The sequence below is a fragment of the Haladaptatus sp. ZSTT2 genome, assembly GCF_037081775.1.
In the GTDB taxonomy this organism is placed as follows: Archaea; Halobacteriota; Halobacteria; order Halobacteriales; family Halococcaceae; genus QDMS2.
Window position 1 is genome coordinate 99,625 of sequence record NZ_JBAMHQ010000002.1, and the last position, 16,613, is coordinate 116,237.

Annotated in this window: 13 protein-coding genes and 1 pseudogene; 5 read left to right on the top strand and 9 right to left on the bottom strand. The window is 57.1% G+C overall.

Translation table 11 applies throughout. The features are described from left to right. Positions 1-35: 35 nt before the first annotated feature. Positions 36-1,589 (top strand): class I adenylate-forming enzyme family protein, encoded by a 1,554-nt coding sequence (locus tag V5N13_RS15390; RefSeq protein ID WP_336361514.1) that lies wholly within the window; start codon positions 36-38, stop codon positions 1,587-1,589. A 105-nt stretch (positions 1,590-1,694) separates the two neighbouring features. On the opposite strand, the gene V5N13_RS15395 is transcribed toward V5N13_RS15390, so the two are convergent. Then, positions 1,695-3,302: a UbiD family decarboxylase gene (locus V5N13_RS15395; protein ID WP_332900230.1), complete on the bottom strand. Its 1,608-nt coding sequence runs from the start codon at positions 3,300-3,302 to the stop codon at positions 1,695-1,697. Positions 3,303-3,442: 140 nt separating this feature from the next. Here V5N13_RS15395 and V5N13_RS15400 point away from each other — a divergent pair, with 140 nt between their 5' ends. From V5N13_RS15400 to V5N13_RS15415, 4 genes are all read left to right on the top strand, one after another. Continuing rightward, positions 3,443-4,063, top strand: coding sequence for a class I SAM-dependent methyltransferase (locus tag V5N13_RS15400; RefSeq protein ID WP_336361515.1), 621 nt, complete (start codon positions 3,443-3,445; stop codon positions 4,061-4,063). 100 nt (positions 4,064-4,163) lie between these two features. Beyond that, complete coding sequence (locus V5N13_RS15405; RefSeq protein ID WP_336361516.1) at positions 4,164-4,676, top strand: tripartite tricarboxylate transporter TctB family protein; 513 nt, start codon at positions 4,164-4,166, stop codon at positions 4,674-4,676. A gap of 149 nt (positions 4,677-4,825) precedes the next feature. Next, positions 4,826-5,839 carry a Bug family tripartite tricarboxylate transporter substrate binding protein gene (locus V5N13_RS15410; protein WP_332900227.1) on the top strand — a complete coding sequence of 338 codons (1,014 nt, stop codon included), beginning with the start codon at positions 4,826-4,828 and terminating at the stop codon, positions 5,837-5,839. A gap of 80 nt (positions 5,840-5,919) precedes the next feature. Then, positions 5,920-7,485: a tripartite tricarboxylate transporter permease gene (locus V5N13_RS15415; protein ID WP_332900226.1), complete on the top strand. Its 1,566-nt coding sequence runs from the start codon at positions 5,920-5,922 to the stop codon at positions 7,483-7,485. A 418-nt stretch (positions 7,486-7,903) separates the two neighbouring features. On the opposite strand, the gene V5N13_RS15420 is transcribed toward V5N13_RS15415, so the two are convergent. The 8 genes and pseudogenes from V5N13_RS15420 to V5N13_RS15455 form a co-directional block, all read right to left on the bottom strand. Further along, on the bottom strand, positions 7,904-9,136 hold the full coding sequence (locus V5N13_RS15420) for an ABC transporter substrate-binding protein (protein ID WP_336361517.1): 1,233 nt from the start codon (positions 9,134-9,136) through the stop codon (positions 7,904-7,906). Positions 9,137-9,208: 72 nt separating this feature from the next. Continuing rightward, positions 9,209-10,399, bottom strand: coding sequence for a tyrosine-type recombinase/integrase (locus V5N13_RS15425; RefSeq protein ID WP_336361518.1), 1,191 nt, complete (start codon positions 10,397-10,399; stop codon positions 9,209-9,211). A 306-nt stretch (positions 10,400-10,705) separates the two neighbouring features. Next, entirely contained in the window at positions 10,706-11,920 is a 1,215-nt protein-coding gene (locus V5N13_RS15430) for an MFS transporter (protein ID WP_442905110.1), read from the bottom strand. 123 nt (positions 11,921-12,043) lie between these two features. Beyond that, complete coding sequence (locus V5N13_RS15435; protein ID WP_336361520.1) at positions 12,044-12,496, bottom strand: MaoC family dehydratase; 453 nt, start codon at positions 12,494-12,496, stop codon at positions 12,044-12,046. Positions 12,497-12,526: 30 nt separating this feature from the next. Then, a complete protein-coding gene (locus V5N13_RS15440; protein ID WP_336361521.1) occupies positions 12,527-14,512 on the bottom strand; it encodes an AMP-binding protein in 1,986 nt (661 codons plus the stop codon). A gap of 128 nt (positions 14,513-14,640) precedes the next feature. Beyond that, positions 14,641-14,895, bottom strand: coding sequence for a Zn-ribbon domain-containing OB-fold protein (locus tag V5N13_RS15445; RefSeq protein ID WP_336361736.1), 255 nt, complete (start codon positions 14,893-14,895; stop codon positions 14,641-14,643). 27 nt (positions 14,896-14,922) lie between these two features. Beyond that, positions 14,923-15,102 (bottom strand): annotated as a pseudogene (locus V5N13_RS15450) (zinc ribbon domain-containing protein); the annotation flags it as partial. A gap of 2 nt (positions 15,103-15,104) precedes the next feature. Further along, complete coding sequence (locus tag V5N13_RS15455) at positions 15,105-16,271, bottom strand: thiolase C-terminal domain-containing protein (protein ID WP_336361522.1); 1,167 nt, start codon at positions 16,269-16,271, stop codon at positions 15,105-15,107. Between the last annotated feature and the right edge of the window lie 342 nt (positions 16,272-16,613).

Genomic DNA, 16,613 nt, shown 5'->3' on the forward strand with positions numbered 1-16,613 from the left:
AAAACTACATTATCTATCTCACAAGTTGAGTGAGTATGAACTGGGTAGTGAATCTGGAGAATCAGGTCCACGAGCGTGGTCGAAAGACCGCGGTCATCAGCGAGGGCACAAGCTACACGTACAACGAACTCAACTGGCACGCCAATTCGTTCGCAAACTGGCTCAAATCCTTCGGCGGCAAGCGCGTGTGCATGTACGTCCCGAACACCCCAGAAGTCTATTTCGCCGCGTTCGGCGCGATGAAAGCCGGCGGCGCGCCCGCGCCGATAAACTACATGTTCGGTCGCAACATCATCGAATACGTCCTCGACGACGCCGACGCGGACGCAGTGATGACGTTCCCCGATGACGCAGAAATGGTCGCCTCAGCGGCCAAAGACGCGGGCGTCGAACACGTCGTCACCATCGGCGAATCAGAATACGGCACCATCACGCTCGACGAAATTCTCACTACCCACTCGAACTACACCGAGACGGTGCCCCAGCGCGACGACGACCTGTTCGGCCTCATGTACACGAGCGGGACGACCGGCAACCCGAAAGGCGTCTACAAATCCCACCGAAGCGTGTCGGTGCACACCAAGGCAATGCGACACGTCTGGAAAATCACGTCAGACCAGACGTGGCTCTGTGCCGGGCCGTTGTACCACACCTCCGGGTTCGAGTCGTCGTCACTGCCCGTGCTCGCTGCCGGGGGCACCGTTGTCCTCCACAAGTGGGACATCGACCGCTTCCTCGCTGAAGTCGAACAGTACAAAGCCGACAGCGCGTACATCGCGGGGTCGATGCTCCTCGATATGCTGGAGTACGAAACCCCAGAGCGCTACGACGTGAGTTCGCTGAAGCAGGTGTTCGCGGGCGGCGCGCCGATGGATTCCAAAGATTACGATACCGTAGAAGAGATGTACGACGTGCGCGTCTCAGAGCGCCTCGGCATGACCGAGGCGGGCATCATCCTCACCTACCCAGTCGGCAAAACCGGCGAGTTCTCCCCGCGCGATGAGGTTCCTGGGCGCGTGCCCGGATCGTGTGGCAGGCCGGTCGTCCAAGAGGTGGACGTACGCGTGGTCGATTTGAACACGGGCGAGGTCGTCGAGGTTGGCGAAGGCGAAATGCAGGTTCGCGGCGATACGCTGTTCGAGAAGTACATCAACAAACCCGAGAAGACTAAAGAAGCGTTCACCGAAGACGGCTGGTACCAGTCCGGAGACGTGGTTCGCGTCGACGAAGACGGCTACATCTTCCACCTCCGCCGGGCAGACAGCATGATCGTCACCGGCGGTGAGAACGTCTATCCGCGTGGCGTAGAGCGCGTCATCAGCAGCCACGACGCCGTCAAAGAGACCGCCGTGTTCCCGATTCCAGACGCCCACTGGGGCGAACGCGTCTGTGCGGCCGTCGTCCTCAAAGACGGTGCGTCGGTGACCGAAGCCGAACTCATCCAGTTTTGCAAACAGTCGGACGATATCTCCGATTTCGAAGCGCCAAAACAGATTTTCTTCCGCGACTCACTCCCGAAGACGCCGACGAAGTCCATCCGGCGACCCGACCTCACCGACGAGTACCGCGACGTGCCGTACGAGAACTAAGTTCGACGTCTTGATTCTTTTTCACCCATCTCAACCCACTCTCGCAGACCCACTGCTCAGCAACGCTGAGTGAAAACACAAGAAAAAATCGTCAGTGAGTCGCGCTTAGCGCCCGGTCTTCGACAGCAGTTCCGTCCAGCCGCGTTCGCGGTCTTCTTCTGCGTAGTCGAGCTGCTCGGAAGAGAACCAATCCGAGAGCGTGACGAGATCAATGGGATACTCCGGCCGGTCGAATGTCACGTCGAGTTCGCCGTACGGGACCGTCGCGTCGATGGCGAGGCCGCCTTCGAAGTTGGTGTTCGACTGCTTGACCTCGCCACGTGCTCCGGCGCGCTCGCTTGGCTGGAACGTCTGGCCTGCGCCGCCGGGAACCGGGTTGAGGAAGTCTTTTTGCGGGTTCGTCCGGGTCGTAATCGCCCACATCACGTCGTCCATCGAGTAGATGTCAATGTCCGTGTCAACGGCCACGGCTATCCGCATCCCACGGGAGGTGCCGAGTGCGGTCACCATGAAGTTGCGGTGGTAGCCTTCGTCCACCGGGTTCGACTTGTCCACCTGGAAGATGGCTCCGCCCCAGTCGGTCATCGCGTACGGGATGTTCACGTCGTGGATGATGCCGGGTTCGATTCTGTCAACCGTCTCGTAGAGCGCACCCTCGCGCACGGTCGTCTGGATGTTGTTCTCCTCTGCGCTGTGGACGATGATTGGTTGGATGAGCGGTTTTGCGTCAAGGTCGCGGTGAGTGACGGCTTCAACGTGGAAGGTCGGAGCCTTGTACGCCCGTCCCATGTAGCCGGCCCACTCGGGGTGGAACGGGTGTTTGCCCTGTTCTTCGGTCTCCTCTGACTCATCGGTCTCCCACCGGCGGTCTTTCGGTTTCAGGTAGCCTTCGATGGCGTACTCGGCGTTGGCGATGCTGTACGCGCCCTCGACGGTTGCCGCCTCAACCACTTCGATGGGTGCCTGCTGGATTCCGCCAGCGACGCCGAGTTCGTCACAGCCCTTCGGGAGCACGACGTAATCGAACCCAGATCCGGCCGCGAGCGTGGCTGCCGGCGGGATGCCGAAGTTCATCGTAATCGGAATCTTCGGATCGTCGCTGTCGTTGTAGTGTTCGGACATAACCATCCAGACGTGGCCGCCCGGTGCGGCTTGGAACGTCGAGACGTCGCCCCACCGGAAGTTCATGCGGTTGTAGCCAATGTGGCTGCCGCCGTCGAACCAGCCGCCGTAAATGACGCTCACGCCGGAGCCTGTGGTGAGTTCGTCTTCTTCTTCGGTGTGTCGAATTGGGACGATGATGTCGTCTACGTTGATGTCTTCGGTGACGACGGTTTCCTGTACCGGCGCTTCCTCTCGAGAGACCACTTTCGGCGGAATCGGGTTGCTGATTGCATCCGCGATTCGCTGGGTGCGGTCGCGCCGGTTTTCGAAGCCAAACAGGTTGTCGATGCGCTCGCGGTTTGCAAAGAGATTGACGACGAATCGCGCGTGATCCCACCCTTTGAGATTCTCGAACAGCAAGGTCGGGCCGCCGTCCATCTTCTTTTGAATGCCCGCAATTTCGAGGTCGGGGTCGACCGGCGTTTCTGTCCTGAGTAGCTCACCGCGTTCGTGTAGCCCATCGATGGTCGTCCGGAGGCTCGCGACGTTGATGTCGCCAGGCCGGACTTCCTTTTCAGTACCCGTCGATAGTGGCTTGTAGTCCGCCATGCCAGATGCTTCGAAGAGATACATGATAAACTTGTGTATGTGTGTCTCACACAGGGATTCAGTTCGAGGGCCGTCCGCGGAATCCGCAGTGCGTTTCCCCGCGCCGGTACGCCCATATTCCCCGAGCGAGATACGAGCGTATGGGCCACCACGACGACGCGGCAGACCACGCACACGAACATTCTCACGACCACGACCACCACGACAACGACTTCACCGACCGTATCGACCGGTTGAACGACCCGATCCAATTTCGCTATCTCTCGGCTGAAGAACTCAGAGAGCTACTTGACCCCGCACCCGACTGGACGGTCGCTGACTTGGGGAGTGGAACCGGGCTCTTCACGGACGAACTCGCGCCAGTCGTCGACACGCTCTACGCGCTCGATACGAACGACGGGATGCACGAGGCGTACCGCGAACGAGGCGTCCCCGAGAACGTCGACCTCGTGACTGCAGACGTTGCAGCCACGCCGTTTGCAGACGGCGAACTTGACGGAGCCATCTCACTGCGCACTTTCCACCACGGCGTCGCAGAAGCCCTTCCAGAACTCGCCCGCGTCCTGCGGCCGGGCGGGCGGCTCGTCGTGTTCGACTGGTCTGCGACGCGAGCCGGTGAGACTGAACGAGGCCCACCTGCCGACATGTGTTTCGACCTCGCAACCGCACAATCGCTGTTACTCGACCACGGCTTTCGCATTCAACGCGCCCAGGAACGCCGCGAGACGTTTGTCGTGGTCGCAACGCGACGCGGTGACTGACCCTCCGAACGTTCATGCGACCGCCGTGTAAATCGAGAGCTGCGTTAACGAAGCACATATATACCTCATCTGAGTAGGTCTGGCATACCTCTCACGTATGATGACCGAGCAACGTAGCCTGCGAGTCGCCGTCAGACGCCATTCCCGAGCGATATTCTTACTCGCCCTTTCTCTGTACACCCTCTTTTTGATTTACACGTCGTTCTCCTACAGCCGCGAAGCGCGAATGTTCCCGCTCATAGCGAACGTTTTGCTTATCGCGTTGATTCTCCTTGAGGCGCTTTTCAATCGCTATGGAGACCGGCTTCACTTCCGGATTCACGGCGTGTTCTCCAAAACAACTGAGGGAGACGATGTCCTTTCGCGTGCAGCAGCAGAGCGCAACGTGCGCCGGGAAGTCGAGATGGTCGGCTGGATTGTCGGGTTCATCTTCGTCATCTGGTTGTTCGGCTTCCTCTCGTCGTTCTTGCTGGTTCCACTGTTCGTGTACGTCTACGAACGTGATCTTCGTATGGCAATTTACACCCTCATCGTCATCGTCGTCTTACTGAACACGTTCGTGTATGTGCTCTCTGCGCGGCTGTGGGACGGGGTCATTTTCGGCCTGTTGTAGGCTGTGTGTCCCGTAGCATAAACTCGGAACACAACGTTTCTCTACCAGTCTCTCGGTGATATTGGTCTTCAGTCAAACGGTTTGCGGGAGCCACAAAATATATCTGCCACGACCCAAAGCTATAACATCTGCCCTATTAATGATGGGGTATGCGTCGAAGAAGCATGCTGAAGGGCATTGGAGCAGCCGCAACGCTCTCCCTTGCTGGTTGTACTGGTGGCAGCGGCGGCGAATACCCCTCGGATGACGTCGATCTCATCGTTCCATTCGACACTGGTGGCGGAATGGACCACATCGCTCGACTGAGCAAACCTTACTGGGAGGAGTACTTGCTCGGCGGCGAGCACAACTTAGTCATCAAAAACGTCACCGGTGGTGGTGGCACGGTCGGAACAGAACAGGCCTACAGCGCGAACGCAGACGGCTACACGTTGTTGACCAACGACTCGTTCCAGCTCATCCCGCACGAAATCGGGCGCGACCCCGGTTTCTCCGTTCAGGACATGAGCTACCTCGGCGTCATCTCCCAAGACCCGATTGGCCTGACGGGCTCTACGGATTTAGAGATAGAGAGTTTCCAAGACTTAGTCGACCAAATCGACGATCTCACCTTCGCCACGCAAGGGAAGGGGTCGGTCGGACACTTACACCCCATCGTCATCGGTGAGTTGACGGGTGCGTTCAGCCAAGACGAAATCAACTTCATCCACTACGAAGGCGTGGGCGCGGGCATCACGGGCATGGAGCGCGGTGAGGCCGACCTCGCGGCGTTCACCGCCACGTCCGGACACAACGTCGCACTCGGCTACGACACGGTCGACTTGCTGTTCGTCTGGGCGGACGCCGCGCTGCGCGACCGGATTTCGAGCGGCCAGATTTTCGCTTCAGAAATCGACGCCGACGGGATTGACAGAATCATGGACGTTTCGCTGTTCCCACGATTCTACGCCGGACCGCCGGGCATGGATGAGGACGTCTTGAGCACCCTCCGTGATGCCTTCGAACAGGTGATAGCCGACGACGAATTCATGGCCGACGCAGAGGAGGCAAACCGGGTCATCGTCGACCCGGCGGGTCACGAACGCATCGAGGAGATTGTCGGAAATCAGTTTGAACTCATGTCCCAAGAGCCGTTCAAAGGAATCATCGAGGAAATGTTCTAATCGACGATGGTACACAGTGCTCTGAACAACGCCCCTCGCCTCGTTCGCTTCGAACCGGGCGATAACCCAACTGCGACACCATGATGGACGCACTCTCACCGGTCGTAACCGCCGTTGGCCAAGACTTCTGTTCGAGCCTCGTGTTAGCCGCTGCTGATGGCGACCTGGTTGACGTTGCGCTGACGGCGCTCGATACGGTTCTCACGCCGATTGGTATCGTGTTAATCGTCCTTGGTGCGGTACTGGGGCTGGTGATGGGTGCGATTCCGGGGCTTGGTGGCCCTGTTGCGATTGCTCTGCTCATCCCGCTCACGTTCCATCTTAGAACCGAAGATGCGTTCATCATCATGGCCGCGACGCTCGGTGGCGTTGCCTTTGGGGGGTCTGTCACCGCGATTCTCCTCAATATCCCGGGCGACGCGCCAAACGCGGCGACGCTGCTCGACGGCTACCCACTCGCAAAGCAGGGTCGTGGCGGCGAGGCAGTCACCGCAAGCGCACTGAGCTCTGCAACCGGGGCGACGATTGGGATTATCCTGTTCGTTATCCTCATCCCGTTCGTCCGGCCGATTGTGCTCTCGTTTTGGTCACCGGAACTGTTCTGGCTTGCGGTGTTTGGGCTCGCAGTGCTCGCCACCGTCACGAGAGGCTCCATCCTCAGCGATTTGATTGCCGGGGCGTTCGGCCTCGTGTTGGCCTTCCACGGCCTGAACGCGGTCACCGGCAGCGCCCGATTCACCTGGGGGACGACGTACCTGCTCGACGGCTTTACGCTCATCCCCGTGATTATCGGCCTGTTCGCCGTCGCAGAGATGATTAAACTAGTGAGCGAAGGCCGGAAGATTGCAGAGGATGGGAGCGTCCACGGCGGCGTCGTGGACGGGGTTAAATCCGTCTTTAACAGCAAATGGACCGTCATCCGTGGTTCGATTATCGGCTGGTTTATCGGCGTCGTTCCCGGCGTTGGTGGGACGGTGGCGAACTTCGTCGCCTACTACCAAGAGGTGCAGTGGTCTAACGACCCAGATTCGTTCGGGAAGGGGAACATCAAGGGCGTGATTGCCAGCGAAGCTGCGAACGACGCGAAAGACGGCGGAACGATGCTTCCGACGCTCGCGCTCGGCATTCCGGGGTCGGCTTCGACCGCCGTGTTACTCGGTGCGTTCTTGGTTCACGGGATTCAACCCGGGCCGATGCTGTTTGACCAGCACGTAGACCTCATCTTCATCATCCTGTTTTCCCTCCTGTTTTCGAACTTTGTCACGTCTACGATTGGCGTGTTGCTGGCCAACCGGTTGGTCCGGGTGACCCAAACGCCGACGGTCGTTCTTGCCCCAGTTGTGTTGTTCATCTCCTTCGTCGGGGCATTCATGTTCAGGAACAACTTCGGGGACATCGCCATCGCCGGTGCGTTCGGCGTGCTGGGCTACCTGATGATAAAGTTCGGTATGTCCCGGATTATTCTCATCATCGCGCTCATTCTGGGGCCGGTCGCTGAGGCGAACTTCCACCGGTCGCTGCAGTACTCACAGGGCGATTTCGCCATCTTCTACTCCCGACCGATTTCGGCTGTGATCATCGTACTGACCGTCGTTATTCTGCTCCTGCCGGTGCTCCAGGCCCAGTTCAGAGAGCGACTCTCCTAACTGTCTGCCTCGGCAGCAATTTTCCTCGTACTTGGTTCGCTTCTCGCCGATTTCGAGCACTATCTTGGATGGTTTGGATAGATTGTACCAAACTCAAAAACTCAGATATTTTACTGTCTGAAATAGGCCCTCTCTCAGACAATATTATTCTATTCACCAATAAATGCCTGATTCAACCTATATAGAGTGCAATTGACAACTAGAAAAATTTAGTAAATATCTTTCATTATTATAGTTTGTATGGTTTTGACTCCATGGGGCGAACTAGTTTGGATGGTTTGTATAGATTGGCTAGTTTTGCTCTTACGGCCGGATTTGACGGTTCGTCGAGGTTGGTTAGATTGGGCTGGCATTCTGGTTGGGCAGGTGCCCGATTCTTTGCCAGCACTGCCGAGCTGTGTTTCCGCCGCTTGGGTGATTAAAACTCGCGGTTCACGATTGCTGCAACACGAGTCCGGTCGAACAACCATTCGTCTTCGGGGATGTCCGGGTAGTGGTCGCCATCTTGGTAGCGAGGCCACTCGCCAAACAGGTCTGGATAGAGCTGTTTTGCGCCCATCTCGATTTGGAACAGGTTCATGAGCGGGCCTTGATACCGCATTCCGGCGGCGAACACACGGTCGTTCTTCACAGCCGAAAGCTGACTGCCCACCGAGTGTTCTTCGAGCGTCTTTCGCGTCTTCTGCATGCTGTAGCTCGGCGTCATCCCCCAGAGGTGGAGGATAATATCCGGGTCGGCTTCGAGCATCGCTTCGTAATCAACGGTGCCCCAGAGTCCGCCCCAATCCTCGTCCGCGAAAGCGTCGTTCGCGTCCAGCGGACGGGTGTCTGCGAGCCAGTAGCCCGGCTTGTTGAGGTGGTACGTGTAGAACTTCTCACCGTCTGCGGCGAGTGTCGCACGAACGACCGTCGGGCGCTCTGCTTTCGGTGGCAGCGCGTCTTGGATGGTAGAGACGAGGTCCGTGTGCACCGCAGCGAGCGCTTCGTAGCGCGCTTGCTCTTGGAATACGGCCGCGACCTTCCCGAACAGTTCCCAGAGGGTGTAGTAGTCGTAGTTTTCGTATCCCTTCGGCGGCGCGCCGTTGGTTCCGCTGTAGAAGTTCCCGAACCACGGTGCCAATTGGTCGCTGATTTCCTCTACGTCGGATTTCGACCAGTTGCTCTGGGTCGAGGCCCACGCTGGGTCAGCAAAGTGGACGTCGCTGTCGAGTTCGTACAGTTTCTCTTTCGAAAAGCTTGCCATGAGGGGGTCATAGAGGCCCTCCCAATCGAACGACACCCCGTCTAAGTGGTGGGTGTAGTGGTTGAGCGTCGTCCCGAACATCTCGGGGACGTACACCGAATTCACTGCGTCGCCGTGCCCGAGGGCGACTGCCATATCTGCGTACTGCGAGAAGACGGTGAACACCGACTCTGGTACGGCGTCGAACGTCACGTTTCCCATCGGTGACATCGATACCGTGTACGGTCCTTCTGTGCTTTCGGTGGTCGAGCCGTCTTGTGGTTCGGTCGTCTGACCGCCCGTTTCCGTTCTCTGCCCGATTGCATCGTTCGTGCCCGTACAGCCGGCGAGCAGGCCACCAGCGATGAGCGCACCGCCACCTTTGAGATACCGCCGCCGGGTCGGATTCGATTGCGACTTACCGTTCATACTTTTAGGCGACCCTAAATCCTTAAGGGCGTTTCGATATTTAGGTGGGCCTAAAACTGGATGTACTGTGGGTTATTCGCCCTCTCCATCCACGTCATCGAGCACGCCACCGACCTGTTCTGCGAGGTCGCTCGCCTCGATGTGAGCGTATGCCCGAGCCGTCGTCTCCGGGGATTTGTGCCTGAGCGCACGCTGGGCGGCTGCGGGGCTGTGGGCCCGATACAGCGTCTCACCGAGGCCGCGGCGCGCACCGTGGAGCGTCAGGTAGTCGCGGTCACCCGCGACCTCGAAATCAGCCTCGTCACAGAGCCGTTTCATGATGGCGCGGGCTCCCGTCGTTGTCACCGACGGCGGGACGAGTTCGTACGCGCGAATCACCGCTTCTGTGTTGGCTCCAGAGAGAATTTCATCGATTTCATTGTCCACATATCCTGCTGCCCGAAGCCCGTCTCGCGCCGTCGAATAGAGGGTCGGCGCGCTTCGCGTCGGAAACACCGGCCACTCGGGAGTTGGCGGAGCGAGCAGTTCGCGGTACCGACGCAGGGGTTCACACGCTTGTGGTGGCAGCTGTACCGGCTCGCGCTCTTGGGATTTTCCGAGAACGACCAATATCCCCTCGTCGAGATCAACGTCTGCCCACGTCAATCCAGTACGCCGACTGTCGCCGGGTGCGTTGAACACCTCTGCGCCCCGAACTCCGGAGTAGGCAAGGAGGGCGACGAGCGCCCGGTCACGCGTTTCTTCGATTGCGTCGAACCCCTGTTCATCGATGGCGTCGTGGGCTCGCTTATTAACGAAGGCCATGATTTTGCGGCGTTCTGTCGGCGACCAGAACTGTTCTGGCTGGGTTTTCCGACCCGCCGATTTGTCGGGTAATTCCTCTTCTGCACGGCGTTTTGCCGCGGGGTTGTCCGCGATGAGTTCTTCGCGCACGCACCAGGTCAAGAACGCCCGGACGACGGCGTAGTAGTTGTGCGCGGTCGAGGCCACGATGGCATCGGCACGAACCCGCTGGGTCAGGTATCGCGCGTACTCGCGCATCGAGCGGACGTCTAACTCGTCGAATGTATCCACTCCACGCGTTTCGAGCCAGTCAATCCACAGGCCAACGACTCGTTCTGCGTTGCGCTGGTAGTTACCCGATCCGGTTTCTCCCTTGCTCTTGCTCGCAAGGAATGGTGGAAGCGCGTCTTGGAGCCGTGTCCCCCCGGAGTTGCGCGTCGAGGTTCGGGGCGGAGAATCATCGTCCGTTGGATTGGGCATGACGTTGGACGCACAGACGGCAGCAGGGTACAAAACTGTGGTGTTGATTATTGGGTTAGTCAACACCGGCTTTGGAAGCGGTGGATTTTCGAAAAATCGCTATACTACGGAGCGATTATCTATTTATAAACTTTATACTACTATACAAAAATGAGGGGGTGGTTCGAGCCAGAGTTTCGATAGACGGGTCAGCTCTTACTTCCCCAGCATGCAGCGGACCATCTGAATGGTTCAAACCTGATTAGCTGGGGTTATACCATCAGATGATACCTCGATATCTTGGATTACAGTGGCGAGATGATTGCCTCATCCTCTGCCACCGGCCAGGTTCGACGCTTCTGGGAGTACCCGGAGATAGAGCATAGCTGCGGTGCCGATAGCGGGGCCAATAGCCAAGGGGGCGAACGCCCATTGCCAACCTAAATACCCCTCGAATACTGGTACGAGCTGAATGGAGACCGTGGTGATAATGTATCCAATCGCAGTTTGCAAGGTGAGAGCCGTCCCGACGTAGTTGTCCTCCGCGAGTTCGGAGACACAGGCGGAGAACTGTGCGGAGTCGGCGACAATCACGAAGCCCCAGACCAGACAGAACGGGGCCAGGATGACTAGTGGTTCGCCGAAGACGAACCCAGCAGCGAGACAGGAGAGGCCGCTAATGACCATGCTTGCGCTAGTAACGGTCGTCCGCCCCACGCGATCTGCCGCACTGCCTGCGAGCCAGGCACCCACGCCCCCGATGGCGATCGTCCCGAAAGCAAGCAACGATGTCGTCGCGGACCCGCCGCTTCCGTTCGCATGCAAACTCGCTGCGATGTAGAATGGAATCCAGGTCCAGATAGCGTACAGTTCCCACATGTGGCCAAAGTACCCAACGTTCGCGAGCAACGTTCCTCGGTCGCGTAGAATTCGCCAGACTGCAGTTGGGTCAAACGGTGACGTATCCGCTTGATACGGTCCCGATTCATATTTCAAGATCAGGAGCCCTCCGGCCGTGGCGACGACTGCCGCTCCATAGAGCACGAGCCGCGGTTGCCCGATACCCCCGAATACGCGAAGAAGGTGGGGCGCAGCTGACCCAACAGTGAGTGCACCAACCAATACGCCGATAGCAAGCCCTCGACCCGCCTTAAACCATTCTGCCATCATCTTCATGCCGATTGGGTACACACCAGCCATGGCTACGCCGGTCACGAACCGAAGGCCAACAGCAGGAAGAAACGACTGAACCACCCCTGCAATAAGCACGGTTGCCGCAGCACCGACAAACGCTGAGCTGGCGAACAAGTACTGTGGACGGATCGTATCTGAAATAGTGAAGATAGAGGAAAGAAGCGCGCCCACGACGAAACCCAGTTGTACGGAAATAGTCAGCCAAGCCGCCTCAGTGCCGGATAGATTCCAGGCAGTTACGAATGATGACGATACAGCTGACGCACTGAACCACAGCGTCATGACGAATAACTCAGCTACGGCCACGAGGAGCAAGACTCGCCATTTCGGTTCGCCCCCACTTATCATATTCACTACCGCCCACTGTTTGTTCCAACTGTCTATTTCACTCATCCGTACTCTCCCCAGAGCTGAATGTCTCCCGTCATCTGGTTCGTGCCGTGTATCCGGCGTTGTCAGAGCATGATATCATTAGTCCTTGTCCTTCGATCCCATATCCATGGTGTAGCAGACTGAGGTTCCATCTAGTACGACCGTTCCATCGTCTCGCGTTACGGTCGTCTCGAGGTTCGTGATGGGTTTGTCGTCACGAACGTCCGTCACCTTCACACAACCTGTGATAGTGTCGCCAGGGCGTGCGGGTGCCTTGAAGTTCCAATTCACTGAGAGAAAAACGGTGCCTGGGCCAGGAAGGTCTTCGGCGACGACCGCATTAAGGATCGCACTTGTAATTCCCCCTTGCACAACGATTTCACCGAATTGGGAGTTCGCCGCTGCCTCAGCATCATAATGTAGTGGGTTGTAATCGCCGCTAATCGCGGAGAACCGTTCGATATCTTTTTCTTCAATTGTTCGAGACCTCTTGGCGGTATCGCCAATTTCGGGCTGACTGACTGGCCAAACTTCCGTAGATGAGTCACTCATTGTTGAATGTGTTACTGGATTTCGTATTTACTATCGAGCGTCTTTGACCTTCGCTAAACTCTCCGGATTCTCGATACTGGACGTGTCTTCAATCTCTTTGCCTTGGTAGAGCGAGCTGATGATTCCACGCACAATTTTTCCGGATTGCGTCTTCGGGAACTCGTCGACGAACAGGATCTCACGCGGTTTGAACGGTTTGCCGTGTTCCTGGGCGATTTGATCTCGTATCTCTTCACGGAACAACTCACTTTCGTCGCATCCGGGTTCAACAATGACGTACAATACGACGGCAGTACCGGTTGTGTCATCAGGAACCCCGACTGCTGCGGCCTGATTGATACAGCCATGTTCTATTGCGACACCTTCTAATTCTGCAGGCCCGACTTTCCGGCCAGCAACGTTCAGCGCATCGTCTGCGCGGCCATGAAGGAACCAGAAGCCATCCTCGTCCTTTTGCGCCCAGTCGCCGTGATCCCAGAGGTCGTCGAACTTCGACCAATATTCCTCAAGATACCGACTGTCGCCACTCCAAAGGGATTTGGTCATCGAGGGACACGAGTCAGTCGCCACCAGATAACCTCGTTCGTTCGTGTCGGCGATGGACTCGCCTGCCTCATTCACGATGTCGACGGCTTTGCCCACCGCTGGGCCCCCAACTGTACAGGGCTTTTGTGGATTCGAGGGGAAGGGCATGAGGAAACAGCCACAAATCTCGGTTCCACCGATAATGTTCATGATGGGTATCTCACCGTTGCCGATTTGTTCGTAGAACCAGTACCAGGACTCTGGATCCCATGGTTCACCAGCTGACCCGAGCAACCGAAGTGAAGACAGGTCGTGGCTTTGTACCCACTCGTCACCTGATTTCATGAGGGCACGAACCGCGGTCGGTGATATACCGAAAATCGTTAAGTCGTGTCTGTCGACCATTTCCCACAACCGGTCTGGTTCAGGATAGTCCGGAGCACCCTCGTACAGGAACACAGTGCCTCCAAAGGTGTGGTTCCCAAGTAACGCCCACGGACCCATCATCCAGCCGATATCAGTCAACCAGAAGAAGCGATCATCCGGCTTCAGGTCGAAGTGGAAGTACATCTCAGTCGCACAGTTCACGAGCAGTCCAGCGTGGGTCTGGACGATACCCTTTGGTTTCCCCGTTGTGCCGGAAGAGTACAATAACATGGCTTCCGCGTCGGCGTCGAGTTCTCGGGTTTCGAATTCAGTGGGTTGGGACAGGACGGCATTCGTCCACCATTCATCCACCGAATCATCCCATTCGGGGTCAGCATCCAACCGGTCGAAGACGATGGTTCTCTCAACGCTGTCGGCCTGTTTCCTGGCCGCATCTGCTGTGGTCTTCATATTTACTTCGGAGCCACGACGGTAGAACCCGTCTGCCGTGAATATGATCCGACAACCGGCGTCCTGTAGGCGGGATGCAGTCGCCTCGACACCAAATCCGGAGAAAATCGGGACGACAACTGCGCCAACCTTGAAACAGCCATAGAGAATCGAAATTGCCTCCGGCACCATCGGCATATACAACCCAACTCTATCGCCCTCTTTGATGCCATACTCGGTAAGCGCGTTCGCGACCTGGTTCGCTTCTCGGTTAAGCTCCTGAAAACTGGTTTCGGACACCTCACCTGGTTCGGACTCCCAGAGACACGCGGTTTTCTCTGGGTTAGTCGCCGCGTGCCGATCAAGCACGTTGTGGGCGATATTGAACTTCCCCCCAGGATACCAATGCGTGAACTGCGGACCGTTCGTGTCATCCCGAACGGTATCGTAGTCCTCATAGAATTCAATGTCGAGATAATCGACGACTTCATCCCAGAACCAGTCGAGGCCCGATGCTTCGATTCCCTCGACCGTTCTCGTCGTCCGAGTTACGAGTTCGTCAGTCGTTTGGATATCGTACTTCTCCATGAACTCGTAGGCGTTCGTCTGCCTGACAGAGTCGTGGTTCTGTTCGTGAACAATCCCATCTTTATCGCCAAGGCTTGGCAAGGACATTGCTAACTATACACACAATTGTAAGCCACCATGAAAAATGTTTTCCTGCCTGTCGCAGCGGGACGATGGTTTGGGTGCGGCGACATTTGTAGCCGCTACACCGCTTCTTGATCGACTGACGGAATCACTTAGGCGGGTTCGATTACGTGAAGCGGCCAGTCTTTCTCCTGACGGAGCTCCGTGTCGGCACCGATCTCTTCTGGCTGTCTGATGCGAAGCTGAATTGGCATCCCGATATTCACGTCGTCGTATGGAACCGTCATTCGACCGGTTAATCGCGCACCGGAGTCCAGTTCGACAGTCGCGATTGCGAATGGAGCGAGAGCTTCGAACGCCGGTGGCGGCCGGTAAACTTCCGTGTAGCTGATAACCTCGCCGGTCATTGGTTGCTCTTCAATTTCGATGTTACGGCTGCCACACGCGTAACAGGCTGGTCTCGGCGGAATCATGCGGTTTTCACATTCCGCACACTTTCCGGCTAGGAGGCGTTCATTTGCCATTGCCTCGAAGAACCCTGGCAGTGTTAGGGGACTCTCTGAGGTAATTTCACGCTGTTCGTGTGTCACTGTCTGTAGGTCGTTATTGCTCATTGTTAGATTGAAAGAACGTGTGCCACGGTACAGGCATCAGCTACACCACCTTCGTTGATTAACAGACCGGCGTTAGCGTTCTCGATCTGTCGTCCAGCCGTAGCATTACCTGTGAGTTGTTCGTACACCTCGACGGCCTGTAAAAGGCCAGTCGCACCAGTGGGATGGCCCCGTGCCTTCAGTCCGCCACTGGTATTGATGTGGACATCGGTCCAGTCGGCCGACCGTTCGGCAGGATCGCGGACAGTTTGGATACCCTCTCCCCAGGGTGCGAACCCGGCAGCCTCTGCTAAGAGCGCCTCGCATGCGGTGAATGCGTCGTGAACTTCTGCCACGTCCATGTCTTCGGCGGACATTCCGGCTTCGTCGTAGGCTCGCTCAGCTGCCACTTCGGCACCCTCGATGGAGGTAAGGTTCCGGTCGGCCACCGAGAGGTTGTTCGAAGTGACGCTGCTCCCGAGGATTTTCACCTGTTCTTCGTCAGAGACTAGTTCCGAAGCAAGGTCTTCGGACACGACGATTACGGCTGCGGCTCCGTCGCTGACCGGCGCACAATCGTAGAGCTTGATCGGGGGTGCGATGTAGTCAGACTCCATTACATCGTCAATGTCTACTTCCTTCTGGAAGTGCGCGCGTGGATTCTGGGACGCATTATGATGGTTCTTCACCGAAATCTCCGCAAGTTCCTCCTCGGTAATCCCCGATTCGTGGAGATACCGCTGTGCGATGAGCGCGTATTGACTTGGGGCAGTGATCCCCGACCGTTGTTCGAGTGCTCGGTCGAACGCCCCCGAAAGGGATTCGATCGAGTGGGAGGTTCCGCCAGCAGTCATCTTCTCTACACCACAGGCAAGGACTGCGTCGTGAGTGCCGGTTTTGACGTCCCGCATTGCATTCTTCAATGCGAGCCCACCTGCGGCGGCACACGCCTCAACTCGCTCGGCGGGGACGTTTCGGAGGCCGGCCCACTCGGCCAGCAAGGTCCCCATCATAATCTGGTGTTCGTACATCTCGGATTGGCTTCCGGCGTAGACCGCGTCAACGAATGATGCCGGATCTGGGAGGCCACTAAAGGCCTCTTCCATTGCGACTGCGAACAGATCGCGGCCAGTGAGATCGGTCCTGCCAATGGGTGATGTACCCACGCCTATAATACAAGGGTCTGGCATTGCATAACAATGTCATTATCCCACCGCCATAAACCTACTGCAACTAATAATATATTTGCTATAACTTCTAGCACGAGCCTTGATGGTGATATCAGTTCTAGTAGGGTCTATCCCGAAATTGACCTTCAGGAGTACAATGAGTCAGACAATGCATTCCCATCTCCATGGATCCAGTCCTCTCGATGACCATTCCGAGGTCGAATGTGACGTAGCTCAGGATTCAGACGAAGAGGAACGGATTAGGCACCATCGCTCGACGATCTCGGTCAATTTGTAGCCCGCGCGTTGTATGAGCGTCTCGCTGTCATCCGCCAAATCAGCTTGTGCCGTGATATAAAATAC

Bases quoted from the DNA above. Each gene is read 5' to 3' on its own strand.
- V5N13_RS15390 (WP_336361514.1), top strand. From the start codon at position 36: ATGAACTGGGTAGTGAATCTGGAGAATCAGGTCCACGAGCGTGGTCGA.
- V5N13_RS15395 (WP_332900230.1), bottom strand. From the start codon at position 3,302: ATGGCGGACTACAAGCCACTATCGACGGGTACTGAAAAGGAAGTCCGG.
- V5N13_RS15400 (WP_336361515.1), top strand. From the start codon at position 3,443: ATGGGCCACCACGACGACGCGGCAGACCACGCACACGAACATTCTCAC.
- V5N13_RS15405 (WP_336361516.1), top strand. From the start codon at position 4,164: ATGACCGAGCAACGTAGCCTGCGAGTCGCCGTCAGACGCCATTCCCGA.
- V5N13_RS15410 (WP_332900227.1), top strand. From the start codon at position 4,826: ATGCGTCGAAGAAGCATGCTGAAGGGCATTGGAGCAGCCGCAACGCTC.
- V5N13_RS15415 (WP_332900226.1), top strand. From the start codon at position 5,920: ATGATGGACGCACTCTCACCGGTCGTAACCGCCGTTGGCCAAGACTTC.
- V5N13_RS15420 (WP_336361517.1), bottom strand. From the start codon at position 9,136: ATGAACGGTAAGTCGCAATCGAATCCGACCCGGCGGCGGTATCTCAAA.
- V5N13_RS15425 (WP_336361518.1), bottom strand. From the start codon at position 10,399: ATGCCCAATCCAACGGACGATGATTCTCCGCCCCGAACCTCGACGCGC.
- V5N13_RS15430 (WP_442905110.1), bottom strand. From the start codon at position 11,920: ATGATAAGTGGGGGCGAACCGAAATGGCGAGTCTTGCTCCTCGTGGCC.
- V5N13_RS15435 (WP_336361520.1), bottom strand. From the start codon at position 12,496: ATGAGTGACTCATCTACGGAAGTTTGGCCAGTCAGTCAGCCCGAAATT.
- V5N13_RS15440 (WP_336361521.1), bottom strand. From the start codon at position 14,512: ATGTCCTTGCCAAGCCTTGGCGATAAAGATGGGATTGTTCACGAACAG.
- V5N13_RS15445 (WP_336361736.1), bottom strand. From the start codon at position 14,895: ATGACCGGCGAGGTTATCAGCTACACGGAAGTTTACCGGCCGCCACCG.
- V5N13_RS15455 (WP_336361522.1), bottom strand. From the start codon at position 16,271: ATGCCAGACCCTTGTATTATAGGCGTGGGTACATCACCCATTGGCAGG.